This window comes from Nitrosomonas sp. (genome assembly GCF_024282095.1).
Classification (GTDB): Bacteria; Pseudomonadota; Gammaproteobacteria; order Burkholderiales; family Nitrosomonadaceae; genus Nitrosomonas.
This window is the reverse complement of sequence record NZ_JAMWZS010000008.1, coordinates 1-14,269: the sequence shown is the minus strand read 5'-3', so window position 1 is coordinate 14,269 and position 14,269 is coordinate 1. Positions and strand designations below refer to the sequence as shown.

At 43.6% G+C, this 14,269-nt stretch carries 13 protein-coding genes; 4 read left to right on the top strand and 9 right to left on the bottom strand.

Annotated elements, in window-relative coordinates; translation table 11 throughout:
* Positions 1-2 precede the first annotated feature (2 nt).
* From msrA to Q0K92_RS03740, 4 genes are all read left to right on the top strand, one after another.
* Positions 3-626, top strand: a complete 624-nt coding sequence (msrA, locus tag Q0K92_RS03755; protein ID WP_297324469.1) for a peptide-methionine (S)-S-oxide reductase MsrA — start codon at positions 3-5, stop codon at positions 624-626.
* Complete coding sequence (locus Q0K92_RS03750; protein WP_366084008.1) at positions 559-1,752, top strand: cupin domain-containing protein; 1,194 nt, start codon at positions 559-561, stop codon at positions 1,750-1,752. Before msrA ends, Q0K92_RS03750 begins: the two co-directional genes overlap by 68 nt.
* 538 nt (positions 1,753-2,290) lie before the next feature.
* Positions 2,291-2,443: a hypothetical protein gene (locus Q0K92_RS03745; protein ID WP_297324468.1), complete on the top strand. Its 153-nt coding sequence runs from the start codon at positions 2,291-2,293 to the stop codon at positions 2,441-2,443.
* A gap of 951 nt (positions 2,444-3,394) precedes the next feature.
* A complete protein-coding gene (locus Q0K92_RS03740) occupies positions 3,395-4,381 on the top strand; it encodes a L,D-transpeptidase family protein (protein ID WP_297324467.1) in 987 nt (328 codons plus the stop codon).
* A gap of 77 nt (positions 4,382-4,458) precedes the next feature.
* Here Q0K92_RS03740 and Q0K92_RS03735 read toward each other — a convergent pair whose 3' ends face one another.
* The 9 genes from Q0K92_RS03735 to Q0K92_RS03700 all read right to left on the bottom strand — a co-directional run bounded on the left by Q0K92_RS03735 (position 4,459) and on the right by Q0K92_RS03700 (position 14,120).
* Entirely contained in the window at positions 4,459-4,737 is a 279-nt protein-coding gene (locus Q0K92_RS03735; protein ID WP_297324466.1) for an Lpp/OprI family alanine-zipper lipoprotein, read from the bottom strand.
* Between the two features lie 278 nt (positions 4,738-5,015).
* Positions 5,016-5,591 carry a L,D-transpeptidase gene (locus Q0K92_RS03730; RefSeq protein ID WP_297324465.1) on the bottom strand — a complete coding sequence of 192 codons (576 nt, stop codon included), beginning with the start codon at positions 5,589-5,591 and terminating at the stop codon, positions 5,016-5,018.
* A gap of 157 nt (positions 5,592-5,748) precedes the next feature.
* Positions 5,749-7,689 carry a diguanylate cyclase gene (locus tag Q0K92_RS03725; protein ID WP_297324464.1) on the bottom strand — a complete coding sequence of 647 codons (1,941 nt, stop codon included), beginning with the start codon at positions 7,687-7,689 and terminating at the stop codon, positions 5,749-5,751.
* Between the two features lie 109 nt (positions 7,690-7,798).
* Complete coding sequence (locus Q0K92_RS13040; protein ID WP_366084019.1) at positions 7,799-8,035, bottom strand: Hpt domain-containing protein; 237 nt, start codon at positions 8,033-8,035, stop codon at positions 7,799-7,801.
* A 292-nt stretch (positions 8,036-8,327) separates the two neighbouring features.
* Positions 8,328-8,984: a YfiR family protein gene (locus Q0K92_RS03720; protein WP_297324463.1), complete on the bottom strand. Its 657-nt coding sequence runs from the start codon at positions 8,982-8,984 to the stop codon at positions 8,328-8,330.
* A 12-nt stretch (positions 8,985-8,996) separates the two neighbouring features.
* Complete coding sequence (locus tag Q0K92_RS03715) at positions 8,997-10,496, bottom strand: TonB-dependent receptor (protein ID WP_297324462.1); 1,500 nt, start codon at positions 10,494-10,496, stop codon at positions 8,997-8,999.
* A complete protein-coding gene (locus Q0K92_RS03710; protein ID WP_297324461.1) occupies positions 10,493-10,996 on the bottom strand; it encodes a Plug domain-containing protein in 504 nt (167 codons plus the stop codon). Before Q0K92_RS03710 ends, Q0K92_RS03715 begins: the two co-directional genes overlap by 4 nt.
* Before the next feature lie 443 nt (positions 10,997-11,439).
* Positions 11,440-13,443 (bottom strand): TonB-dependent receptor, encoded by a 2,004-nt coding sequence (locus Q0K92_RS03705; RefSeq protein WP_297324460.1) that lies wholly within the window; start codon positions 13,441-13,443, stop codon positions 11,440-11,442.
* 194 nt (positions 13,444-13,637) lie between these two features.
* A complete protein-coding gene (locus Q0K92_RS03700; protein WP_297324459.1) occupies positions 13,638-14,120 on the bottom strand; it encodes a YfiR family protein in 483 nt (160 codons plus the stop codon).
* Between the last annotated feature and the right edge of the window lie 149 nt (positions 14,121-14,269).

Here is a 14,269-nt window from a genome sequence, read left to right as displayed (position 1 = left end):
TTATGATTGTCTTATTGCTGTCCATATTAGTATTGAGTGCTTGCCAGCAAATGGATACACCCATCGCAGAATCAGCAACTGCACAGGTACCAAGCGAGAATCTAGAGGTGGCAATTTTTGCCGGCGGTTGTTTTTGGTGCACTGAATCTGATTTTGACAAAATACCCGGAGTCGTTTCGACCACATCGGGTTATATTGGCGGTACAGTGATAAATCCAACGTATAAACAAGTATCTGCTGGCAGAACGGGGCATGTGGAAGCTGTGCAAGTTCATTTTGATAAGTCAAAAACCAGTTTCTCTAAATTATTGGCAGCTTATTGGTTAACGATTGATCCGCTGACACCTAACCAACAGTTTTGTGATATTGGCTCACAATATCGCAGTGCGATTTTTTACCTTAATCCTGACCAAAAAGAATTGGCAGAGGCTTCAAAAAAGGCGCTGAAAGCATCCGGTCGATTTACTCAGCCTATTGTGACGGAGATTCTATCCGCCTCCGAATTTTACCGTGCAGAAGAATATCATCAGGATTATTACATCAAGAATCCACTTCGATATGGATATTACCGAAAAAACTGTGGACGTGATAAACGCCTGGAAGAATTGTGGGGGACTGAGCATTAATAAAATACAGGCTATCGCTTTGGCGGGAATGACGCCCAAAGATTTTTTACGTGATTATTGGCAAAAGCAGCCTTTGTTGATAAGAAATGCTCTGCCCGGTTTCGATGGTTTGTTAACACCCGATGAATTAATGAAGCTGGCATGTGATGAAGATGCACAATCCCGCCTTGTCGTTCAGAAAAATGGTAAATGGCATCTCAGGCATGGCCCGTTCAGTAATAATGATTTGTCAAAATTGCCTAAAAAGCAATGGACGCTGCTCGTACAGGATGTGAACCATTTTCTTCCATCTGCGCGTGATTTATTATCAAAATTTCGTTTTATACCCCATGCTCGCCTGGATGATTTAATGGTGAGCTATGCGCCTAAAGGCGGTGGAGTCGGGCCGCATTTTGATTCCTATGATGTGTTTTTATTACAAGGAATGGGATCCAGGCGCTGGCAGATATCCGCACAACAGGACGATCAATTCATTGCTGATGCGCCACTGAAGATTTTGAGGAATTTTCAACCCGAACAGGAATGGGTGCTGGAAGCTGGTGATATGCTGTATCTGCCGCCTCATTATGCGCATAACGGTATTGCGGAAGGTGACTGTATGACCTATTCCATTGGTTTTCGCGCACCGAGTCATCATGAGTTGATAACGCAATTTCTGGATTATCTGCAAGATAATGTTGCGGTGGAAGGCAGGTATTCCGATCCTGACTTGCAATTGCAACCCCATCCGTCAAAAATCAATGCAGCAATGCAGTCTCAGGTGAATTCGATATTGAAGAAAATTAAATGGAACCGCAGTGATATCGAAGATTTTCTGGGTATTTATCTTTCAGAACCTAAAACGCATGTTTTTTTTGAACAACCTGCGAAGCCTTTGGCACCCACTATATTTCAGCAGCAGATTAAAGAAAATGGTGTGCAGCTTAACTTAAAAAGTAGAATGTTAAGCGGTAATAACAAAATTTTCATCAATGGTGAAGTCTATAAAGTAAGTATTAATACATACAAAGAACTCATTAAACTTGCTGACAATCAGGAATTTCTGCCATCTTCAGAAACTGGGAATGAGACTAAAAAAATCCTTTATCAATGGTATGTTAGCGGTTATATCATGAGTAAGAATTAAGCAGCTAACAAACCTCCTGTCATTTGATATTTTATAGATTTCTCTAATTTTTCTGGACAGTATTATTGTATTCTGGTATTAAGGTTGTGGTCATTTATTATTTCTGAATGATCGATGAGCTGTTTTACATAATTTATTTTTTCGTCAAAAATTTTTTTGAATATAGGAGATAAAGAATATGAAATACTCTCTATTGATTGCTGCCCTTTTAGCGACTTTTTTGGTTGGTTGCGGTGAGCCAAAACCAGGTCAATATCCACCCAGTTTTATGGATGATCGTGAAGGCACACCTAAATAATGAAATATTGGTTTATTTTTAGTTTAAAACAACCGCCTTTAGAGGGCGGTTGTTTTTTTGGAAGTATTTAAGACCGCAGATTGCCAAGCAATATTTTTTATTTGCGTGTCAGATAGAAGGATGTTGAGCATATCCAACTTTACACTTTGTAGCTATTCAATCATTTAACTCAAATTTGTATAATCAAACTACTTCGATTATGCTATTACACACAAGTAAACAGAAAAACACGGAGATTAAATGATTAAATTTTCACTATTAGCCACGGCATTTGCAATATTAGTATTAACTGCTTGTGAAGGAAAGAAAAGTCTGGACGGCTACCCGATGGATAAACCACCTCCATCTGCTTATGCACCGAGAGACTCTGAACCTGCTCCTGATAAACCCTGAGAATTTCTAAATATTGTCACTTTAGGAGTATGTTGGATTGCTGGAATCGAGGCAAATGCTGAGTTAATAGACATCCTATCCGTTTCGTTGAAAAGACGAACTTGTCTTTTAGCAGAGCAGCAAATTGATGGGTTGTTAGAAAAGGCACCCCGGTATACCGATCCGGTTGATGGTGGAGCGCTATCTGAAGCCAGTAATCCAACGAATCGAATGAAGTTGTGGTAGTTTGCTGAGAAGAGGTTTTTACTAGCGATAAAAACGCTGGTGAAGCAAGCGAAATAACTGAGAATTGCCTTGCCGAAGCAGATTGAACGGTCTCAAAGTGTGTGTTCCTGATGAATACATACAAGCTGTGTACTACGCGTGCGGCAGATTTAATGAGCTAGGCGCAAATAACAGTGGTACGAATCTACGTTGAAAGAATGATTCGTGACATTGCAAGCTGTAAACCATCGATCGACACCCTCTAAACCATCCTCGGTTCAATTGGTTGCCGGGATTGCCAAAAGAATCCACGCTACAACGCAATGATAAACGTACGGTGTTACAGTGTATATATGCCTTGGTAGTGAAAGAAAGAGTAAGGTGTATAGACGCTATGAATTTGGCGTAAAGGCTGGAGCACTATAAGGAAAGCCGCTTCGTCGTGGGATGAAACCCTTTCTGGTATGTCTAGCGGGCCGTTGAAAAACGCTTTCGGACAACCGATACCAGACAAAAACAGGTGAGAAAGCGTAGTGTATGTATGCTAAATGAGCATGTTGAGCCTGTTTTTACACCGTAGCGGCAACGCAGATAGTTTTTCAACGGTCTGCTAAAGAGGTTGTCACGATGGCTTTCTTGGCTAACTATTCAAATTTGCATTTGTTTTTCTGCTTTTATCAAGAAGATTTCAGTTATTATTCCATTTGTCGTAGTTATTTCTTTCGTTGATACTGTACGATATGACTTATGTATAGATTTTCCCTGCTTATTTTTGCCACAATTAATTTTGTTGTTGTTTCTGCTATTCGTGCTGAAACATGGGTGCTTCCGCCACATGATGTCGATATTTTTGGCCAAATACGAACTACTCATGCAAGTCGTGAGGAGACGCTACTGGATATAGCACGTCAATACGATATTGGCCAGATTGAGATTCTGCTGGCCAATCCGACGGTTGATCGATGGTTACCCGAAGATGGTGCAAAAGTTGTTTTGCCAAGTCGATATATTATCCCTCATGCTGATCGCAAAGGCTTGGTACTCAATCTACCTGAAATGAGAATTTACTACTTCCCGGAACCTGTCAGAGGAGAGAAGCCTATGATTATTACGCATCCGGTGGGGATTGGTCGAATGGATTGGGTGACCCCACTGGGCGTGTCAAAGATCGTTGATAAAAAGAAAGATCCAACCTGGACACCGCCGAAATCACTTCAAATGGATCGGATAGCTAATGGGGAGCAGCCTTACCCCAGTGTGGTGCCACCGGGCCCAACTAATCCCTTGGGTCGGCATGCTATGCGCTTAAGTATCGGTGGCGGTAGTTATCTGATACATGGAACAATCAAGCCGTTCGGTGTTGGCATGCGTGTTTCAGCTGGGTGTGTCCGCATGTACCCTGAAGATATCGAAGCATTATTTGATAAAATTCCATTGGGAACGCAAGTGCAGGTCGTTAATCAGCCTATTAAAGTCGGCTGGCTGCTGGACTCACTGTTTATTGAACTGCACCCACCATTGGAAGAAGATGAAGAGAAATTTGCTAACTACAAACAAATGACAATAAATGCTATCAATGACTTTCTTGCATTAAAAAGTAGTAAGAAAAATATAACTGAGGATTTTGAAATTGATCAGGAAGTTTTAAGAAAAGCAATCATCGAGAAAAATGGAATACCGGTTTTAATCTCACGTTCACGCCATCAAATTCAATTCCATACACAAAATAATTAAAGAGTGAAGCGAGGTGATTCATAAAAAAGCCCCTCAGATGAGGGGCTTTTTTGATTCTTACTGTGAATACTAACTGATTACTTATGCATTGCTTTTTTGAACATCCGATCAATTTTTGATTCTGTTTCCATTGAACGATTGTTTGCTTCATTAGCAATACGTACTGCATCATTTGCTTTAGCGCTTGCAGCGGCTGCTTCTGCTTTAGCTGCTGCTGCGTCAGCTGCAACAGCATTAACTTTAGTCTGTAATTCTTCTAACTGACCTGTGGTTGCACAACCTGTTAATCCAATAAAAGCACCTGCTATTGCTGCCAGTGTTAAAACGCGAACTGGATGCTTGATTTTTTCTTTCATTCCGATCTCCTCAGTGTTTATTCTATTTAATGCTTTAATGCGCATAAACATCCGCCACTTTACTAGCTACTGATACCTACATATCAGCAACCCGTTGGAATCTTATCTGATTTTTTCTGCAAAATAAATGGATTCTGTGACAAATTTACAAGAACGCTCATCCCAAAACCATGGATTACCTTGTAACTATATGACGTAAATTATTATTTAATTCGAGTGACCAATTCAAGTATTTAGCAACATATCGAATGATATCAATAGGCTGACTGCCCGGGTTTCTAGCGAATATTCACTAAGATACCGGGTTTTATCCATTTACCAAGCTGGTCGATCTGCTCATTTGTGAGCGCAATACAGCCATTTGTCCAGTTGTATTTATGATGAATTTCTTGATCGCCCCTGCCAATTCCATGTATTCCGATGTGACCACCCAATGGTGTATTTTGAGGTGGCGTCTTTCCCAAGTTCTTTGCTTCTAAAATTGATAACCAAATTTCTTCAGAAATTCTGTTTTCATCCAATGCACGTTTAGCTGTATCGAGATTTGGATAATTCAAGCCAAAAAAACGATAATAGCGGCTTTTTTCGTTGACCCAGCCGACTCTGAATCTACCTAATGGGGTTTTGTCGTCTTTTGTCATCTTGGACCAAGTGGTACCATAGCGCCCGATAGCTACATTCTTAAATACTGCTTGAATAGTACTGCCCTGCATCACCGATAACGTGTGTTCAATGGTATCAACATCAATCCATATTCCATTATCGGCTCGAACAGGGTTGTGTATTGCTGATAGGCCAAACATGCCAACCAAAAAAAATATCGAATAATGAATAAAAGAATTTTGCTTGGTCACTTTTAGATCATAAATAGTTAGGACGGCTAATTATGTCATAATTTAAGCATCCGGAAACTCACATTAAACCGAATGGAATTACTACGGAGGTACGGAAGTCGGGGTTAAGGCTCGCTATCGACAAGAGGGGCAGGAGAAGTTGATTGGCAGATGCTGTTTAATCGAAATGATTGAGTGGTTTGTCCGAGCTACAGCTAATGAACCGATCACCGAGTGCCAGAAAAACTCTATTTCTCCCTGCATTCTTAGCGGCGTAAAGTGCCTTATCAGCAGTATTGACCAAATGCTCCTCGTTCTTCATGCTCGCTTCTTTTAAGGCAACGCCGATACTGACAGAAATATTAATGTGAGCTTCATCAATATGAATTTGTTGCTTACTGACATGTTGGCGGATTCTCTCTGCAAAAAGAACAACAGATTTTGCATCGGTATTTCCATTATGACAAACAATCAGAAACTCTTCTCCCCCCATGCGACAAAAAGTATCGCCTTTTCGCGCAGTGTCTTTCATCGATATGGCTACTTCTTTGAGCACCTTGTCGCCAATGGCATGCCCATAGGTGTCATTGATATTTTTGAAGTGATCAATATCAATCAGCATGACAGCCATCAGTTGACCCGATCGGTTCGCAACACTCCATACATCGGTTAATGCTTCCATACCTGCACGCCGATTAGGCAATTCAGTCAATACATCGGTTAATGCAAAATGTTCCAGCTTACGATTGGTGACGGCCAGTTCTGCAGCAAAACGCTTGAGTTGCTCCCGGTCACGCTCCCAGGATTCTTGCAACTTTCGATAATGCCACGCTGCCCGTAATCTGGCTCGGAAAGCACGTGAATTGATCGGTTTTGTCACATAATCATCGACGCCTGCATCAAAGGCCTTGACGACTTCTTCCTCGTCTTCAACGCCAGTCAGCATAATAATATATAAATTCTGACCCCATTCGGTAGCACGCAAAGATTTAGTTAATTCCAGCCCGCTCATCACCGGCATAATCCAATCAGTGATGACAATATGCGGCGAGATTTCCATCGCTAAAGATAAGGCTTGTTGGCCGTTACTTGCGGTAAATAATGTGTGCCCACGAGTACTCGCCAGCAATCCCTCGATAAGAATGAGGCTGGATGGATCATCTTCTACTGCGAGGATCCGCAGTGGAGCAACATCTGTGTCATTTTCCTGACGCGGCGCAGCCGCATTTATCATCTTATGAAACGGCGGGAGAAGCTCTACAGCGGATATCTTGAGTATTTTCCCCCACGACTGCCATTCCTGCATAACCTGATCTATCAATGCGCCAAATGACTCGGCATCCAAACCGATTTTTCCACCCAGCAGCATCAACTCGGAAATTCGTTGGTTACGCTCTGACTCCTCGGCCAATCCAAAATCAGCAATCTGCTTTCCTAAATAAAATAAATGTACCAGTTGAAACGGGCGGGACCCTTCAGAAAAGCCCGACTCATCCGGCGTTTCATGGTAATAGACAGATTCAACAAAAATCTTGGGAACACCAAAATTAATCAACATTGCTGCGGTCAATTCGTTGTGATCAGTCTTCAGATGCTGTTGTTCCAGCCTGATCAGCGGTGTATCGAGCGTTTGTTGCGCTATTAATTCACTGTACTTATCCGGATAAATTGTAGCTAACGCTAAACAACCGATGCGCGCCATCAAACCGCAAGCGAACAATTCATCCGATGCAGATATCCGTGTCGACTTACCTAATTCTTGCATCACAATTGCCATGAGGAGCGAATGTGACCAGAATTCCTGGTAATCGAATTCCTTGCAAGAGCCTTTTTGATATTGATCGATCAGTGAGAATCCCATTGCCAGTTGTTTAACTGACAGTAAACCGACACGAGAAATCGCTTCTGTCACAGAAGTGATAGCACGCGTAGTCTGATTGGTCGAATTGGCCCGCTGGATCAAACGACCCGAGAGTGCAGGATCGGTTTGGACAAGTTTAGTGATCTCATTGATCGTTACGTCTTCTCGCCGACAGGCTTCCAATAAGGCAAGCGCCACGCCTTTGGGACTGGGTAACAACGTGCTAATTTTTAACTGATTAATATCAGCTACTTTCATAATTTATTCCTGTGGATTCAGCTGCCTGGATGAGTAACCGCTTTCCGAAAAGGAAAAATCCTTCATCAATTTATTGATGACGATAAAGTTTCAGTAGATTCTACGGTCATCATTGGTCGAGTATTTTTCTAATTTCGGTTATTACTTGTTGATAATGTTGCTGCAAGTTTTTCTGTAGCAATCTTGCATTTACTAATTCCCCAGCTTTCCCACAACTTTCCAGCTGTTTGAATATTGCCGATAAGTCTTCAGCACCAATATTAGCTGAACTGGACTTCAGTGTGTGTGCGGTTCGATATAGAGTATTTGTATCACCATTTATTATTGCTTGCTCAAGCTGACGAATATAACCTCAGTAGACTCAAGAAAGGTATGTAGAATTCTTTGAAGCAGTCTATGCTTTCCAGAAATATCCAGACTCCGAATTTGATCAAGTTGCGCCGGGTTGAGTACGGACGCATCATCAGTTCGACCCTTTATTTCAGCCAGTTGGATTTCCATCGTATTCATCCAGCCCATTTCTCCTTTAGATAATCAACGTATAATAACCGATGCAACCGATTTATCGAGTAGGATTGAAAAATCTTCCAATCAAGCATTTAAGCAATTTTTATGATCATTTTCAGCAGCCGGTACGCTCATTCCTGATACACCTCGGTGGCGAAACGGAGCAGTTGGGCGCTAAGTCTTAAACCGCTTTTTCTTGCTGCAGCGAGGTTGGCCTCAAATATCACTTTACCTTCTTTGATAGCCATGTTGAGCGCAACACCTTGCTGACCGACACCGGGGGTATCAGCAATCGTCAATATCGGTTTTCCGTCTAGTAGATTGATGATGTTGCCAAGACTATCTACAACAGAGCGGGTAATAAAAACAATCTGACAGCCGGGAAGTTCGTCGACATTTTTGGTATGGCGAATTAATAGTTCTTGCTCATGGACCTTCTTTTGCCGTATGTGCTGTAAATTCTCACCAAACGGGTCTTCGCCATGAATACATAGATTTAACACTGAATTATGCGCATTGGGCCATTCGGTGTAAGCAGCAAAATTATAGAGGAAAGCCACTTTCAATCGATACTCTGACGGGTGTTCAGCTTGTGCCGAGGGTGAATAACTCAATAATAAGAGCCAATGGAGTAGAACCGCAGAATAAATGACAACTATTGATTTCCTGGCAAAACGATTACGCTGTACGCCAATCGCTTTCAGCTTTTTGAGTATCCAGCCGTCGCCGCATATCCGCTTGGATATTCGTTGGTCGAGATAACAGAGAACCTTGTGCAAGTATGCCATACTAACAGGTACTTAGAAGCGATAGTCCATTCTGAAACGCAAGGTTCCGTCCGGTTGCAAAAAAATGTTTTGCCAGTTGGAGGCTGTGGTTGGATGCTGGTAATTCTCGTCAAACAGATTGTAGATGCTTAGCGATGCTTCAAGTCCCTTTACCCATCGAACATCGGTCACTAAATTAAGGTTGGAAAGAAAGTAGCTGTCTGTATTGGGGCCATCCACTGTTTTGCGCTTGCCGTAGTATTGCAATTCATAGCCGGCACGCAAGTTTTTCATCAAAGGTATCGGAACGGAAAGATTGAGTTTGCCAAGATGATAGGGAGAATTGGGAAGATGAGAATGGTGCTGATCCGCATCTTGAATACCGAAGCTAGCGCGCGTGCGCGCTCCCCAGTCCCAGGTTTTATCCACTGACAATTCCGTTCCTTTAGCTATTATTCTATGGGGGGTGGGTTGATAGACGAAGTTATTGGTAGCCAAATCGAATTGTTCTGTGATGATGCCATGCATATTCCAATAATAGGCGGAGGCACGCACAATCATATTGGTTATGGGCTGATAGTCCGCCACCAGTTCGGTGGTATCTACAGTTTCACCGTTTAATCCCGAGTTCACAGCACCGGTTACTGCGACACTACTGAAGTCACGCTCATAGGAATTCGGCGAGCGATGAGCACGACCGTACAATACCTTGAATGTTGTCTTCGGCGTAGCCTGCCAGACTAGTGCGCCGCGTGGACTTAACCGGTTACCAATCCAATTATTGTAATCATAACGCAGTCCAACCGTCGCAGATAACGTGTCGGTGATGCGCCATCCATCCTGCGCATACACACCGATACGTACGACAGCGCTATTAGTGACAATAAGGTTCTCATCGGTCGCTGAATTTTGGAAAGTTTGCTTGATGCTTGTACTATTTTGATATTCGACTCCCATCATCAACTGGTGATTAGTGATGGCTGTTGAGAGCAGGCGTAATTCAGCGCCATGCCAACTGCTGGGGCCGGTGACCCTGAATTTCTCTCCACCGAGAAAAAATGATTGCGAGAAATCATATTGCCCCAGAAACACCCGTGCTAATACATTCAGCGTGTTATTGGCAAAACTCTCGTTATACTGAAGCTGTGTTTGCAAGTGCGGATTGTTGAGCACTGTGCGTGTCAAAGGATCGCTTAAGAGTGACGAAGTAGGGTCTTCCTTATGACGATTGCCATAAAGAAAGTCGAACGAAAGCGATTTATACGATAGCCGCGCGAATCCCTGTTTAACATCTTCGCCATTCAAACCATTTGCTGTGCCGGAAATCCCGGAGCTGCCAAAATCAAAGAAGCGATCAGCCCCGCGGGCTTGCAAACCGGAAAAAGAAATCAATGCATCAATGCCATTGTCAAGTTTTTTCCCCATGCTGAGACGCTCTTGTACCATGCCCTCTGTTGTTTGATAGGAACTGGAAAACTCCGTGCCGTTTATACCGGAGCCATTGCGTGTAATGACGTTGACAACACCCATCATAGCATTCTCCCGTAAACCGCGCTGCCGGGCCCAGGAATAAACTCAATTCGCTCAATCAAATCAATATCCAATGGGAAATCACGTCCCACGGAACCCTGATCGTAAGTTGCATCGTTGATGCGGATCCCATTGACTAAGATCAGGATACGAGTGTTGAAATCCCCTGGTAAACCAAAACCCCGTACACCAGTATATTCATAGCGGTAGTCATATGTCGTATGAATTCCCGGGAGACTGGCGAGTGCTTCATTTAGAGTGCGCCAGCCATAAGTTCTGATATCCGCACGTGTAATCACACTGACAGCTGCGGCAACTTTCTGTTGGCTTTGTTCATATTTTGAAGCACCAATGATGCGGATGTTCATCAATTGTTCCAGGCTCATGTGTTCCAGACTTTTTGTGGCATGGGCGAATGGCATGTGACTGAGGAACAAATAAAACAGTAAGCTTCTCGCAGGGAAATTGTCTTTAAATGAATTGACTTGAAAGAAATTCAACATGATGAACTGGTATGACAACTAATGAGCCGTTTATGAAAAAGCCGTTTGCTTTAGCGGTCAAATTATAGAGTTGATGTAACGCGAATCATCAATCGATAAGCGCCACGCTAGTGCGGCATTTCATGAAGATTGTGGCTTGCAGCACTTTGACCGAACCCGTAAACGGATCCCCTTTCTGCTACACTCACTTGACTAGAAACAATGCATACTGCCAGTTTCTATTTTCCGCAAATACCTTGTTGTGTCAATATCTGTGCGGGTGCAATGGTTTTGTGGCGTGTGCTAACGACAAGATATGACACCCTCAATATGCTGCGGAAAAATAGTTTCGTGCAGCGAATTCTGATGTTTTTTTGAGGAAATTGACTTCTCAGGCAGACGCTAAAGTGTCTGAATACAGCAACACTCAGTATGAAACATCACTCAATTCATCTGGCAGACCGCTAGAAACGATAATCCAGCCTAAAACGCACAGTCCGACCAGCTTGAACAAAGCTATTTTGCCAATTGGTATCCGCAGCCGGATGTTGATAGCGCTCATTGAACAAGTTGTAGAAGCTCAATGATGCCTCCAATCCTTTTACCCAGCGCACATCAGTCACCAGATTCAGGTTGGAAATAAAATAATCATCGGTATTCGTGCCGTCGAGTGTTTTGCGTTTGCCGTAATATTGCAGCTCATAACCGGCTCGCAGGCCTGTCATCAGCGGTATGGGCATGGAAACATTCAGCTTGCCCAGCTGATAGGGAGAATTGGGAAGGTGTGAATGCTGCTGCTCGGCATTCTGAATGCCATAACTACCACGCAGCCGTGCGCCCCAGTCCCAGGTTTTATCAAACGATAATTCAGCTCCTCTGGCGAGTACTTTGTTGGATGCCTGTTGATATTGCGGAATTCCACTGAGCGGATCCACGCCTAACGTGATGATGTTGTACATATCCCACGCATAAGCGGTAGCACGTACATTCATATTAGGCAGCGGCAGATAGTCTGCCACGAGTTCAGCCGTATCGACTGCTTCACTGCGCAATCCCGGATTCGCAACTTGAGATACACCATCATTGAAGTCACGTTCATACGAATTGGGCGAGCGGTGAGCGCGACCATAAAGCGCCTTCAGTGTCGTCTTGGGAGTGGCTTGCCAGATCAGCGCACCGCGCGGGCTTAGTCGGTTGCCAATCCAGTCGTTGTGGTCATAACGTAAGCCTACCGTTGCTGACACAGTATCGGTGATGCGCCATTCATCCTGGGCATATACACCCAGGCGCACGACAGCGCTATGGATTGCCACATTTTCATCAGGATTGGCAAAATTCTGGAAAGTCTGTTTGATGCTGGTGTTATTTTGATACTCGAACCCGAGCATGAGCTTATGACCGGTCAAGGCAGTGGACAGCAGGCGCAATTCAGCGCCATGCCAGTTACTGGGGCCGGTAGTAAACGTTTTCTCGCCGTTGTAAATACTTGGCTGATCGTAGCGATATTGACCGAGAAACAAACGGCCCAATACATTAAGGGTATCGTTGGCAAAATTGTCGTTATACTGGATCTGTGTGTTGAGACGACGATCGTTTATTGACGCACCACTTGCCAGCGGATCGGAAAAGTACATGCCGGTGGGATCATCCTTGCGACGGTCACCATAAATGAAATCAAATGCAACAGGGCCGCGCGCTGCTCGCGCGAATAATTGTTTAACATTTTCTCCGTCCATGCGGTGCGCTACGCCTGAAACACCGGAATCGCCATAATTGAAGAAACGGTCTGTGCCACGGGATTGAAGGCCCGAAACGGAAATTAGCGCATCAATTCCGTTGTCGAATTGCTTACCAAAAGTAGCACGTTCCTGTGGCATGACCTCGGCTGTTTGATAGGAAGCCGAAAGCTCGGCGCCTTTCACACTGGAACCGGTGCGCGTAATAATGTTGACGACACCCAGCATGGCATTTTGACCATACACGGCACTACCCGGTCCCGGAATAAATTCGATGCGTTCGATCAGATCGATATCCAGTGGAAAGTCACGTCCCGTCGGCCCTTGATCATACGTGGCATCGTTGATGCGATTGCCGTTGATGGTAATCAGCACGCGGGTGTTGAAATCCCCCGGCAGGCCAAAACCGCGCATGCCAAGATAATCATATTGGTGATCATAGGTGGGATGAATCCCCGGCAGACTGGCGAGCACCTCATTCAGCGTACGCCAACCATATGCTCTGATATCTTTGCGTGTAATGACGCTGACTGCCGCCGCGACTTGCTGTTGCTTCTGCTCATACTTTGAAGCCCCTACGATAGTAATATCCATCAGTTGCGCCAGGCTCAGTTGTTCTAGATTCTTGGTTGCAAAAACGGGTAGCGATGGCATGAAAAGCAAACCAAACAGTAGCGTTTTTCTTACAGAGGAATTGATATTCAATGCGCTGAACTTTTTTGGAATAAACACGGTGAGTAGGATTAATCTTTCAATTATCCAGATTTAAACATGCCGGGTTATTGATTAAAAAGCAGAGAAATAAGACTTTATTAGCTTAATTTGTGAAATAAAGAAATAAACATGCGCTTGTAGAATAGGCGGCATTAACGTAAGAAGTTTATTACGACAGAGAGATGCAAGAATTGAATTGTGATTTTTGTTGATTACTGATGCACTTCGGTAGCAAAACGCAATAACTGGGCATTCAAATTCAAACCGGCTTTTCTGACCATAGATAAATTGACTTCAAATGTCACTCGATTATCTCTGACGGCCATATTGATCATTACACCGCGCTGACCGGCGCCGGGATTGTCCGCTACCGTGAGTATGGGCTTGTTTCTCAGCGTATCGATGACGCTTGTCAGGTTGTCAATCGCTGAACGGGAAATAAAAACCAGCTGACATTGCTCGAGCTGATCAACATTGCTTGTTCTGTAAATGGTAATGCTGCGCTCATTTACTCGCTTCTTCTTCATCAATTCATCAAGATCCTTGCCGAAAGGATCTGCGCCGTAGATACATAGATGAAAGGCATCCAGATTATTATCAGGCCATGTTGTAAAAATCGCGAAATTATACAAGAAAGCCGATTTTACGGTGTACTCCGCCATTTCTTCCGCCACAGCAAGCGGCGAGTAACTCATGATCGCCCAGCACAGCAGCAAGCATAATCTCGCGTTGCGCATTCTATGTTAGAACACCCTGCTAAATTGATGGATCAATAACGTCAGTACAAAAACCATAGCATTCTAAAAAATATTTGCTTGATATCTATCGGATAGTGCTTAATTTT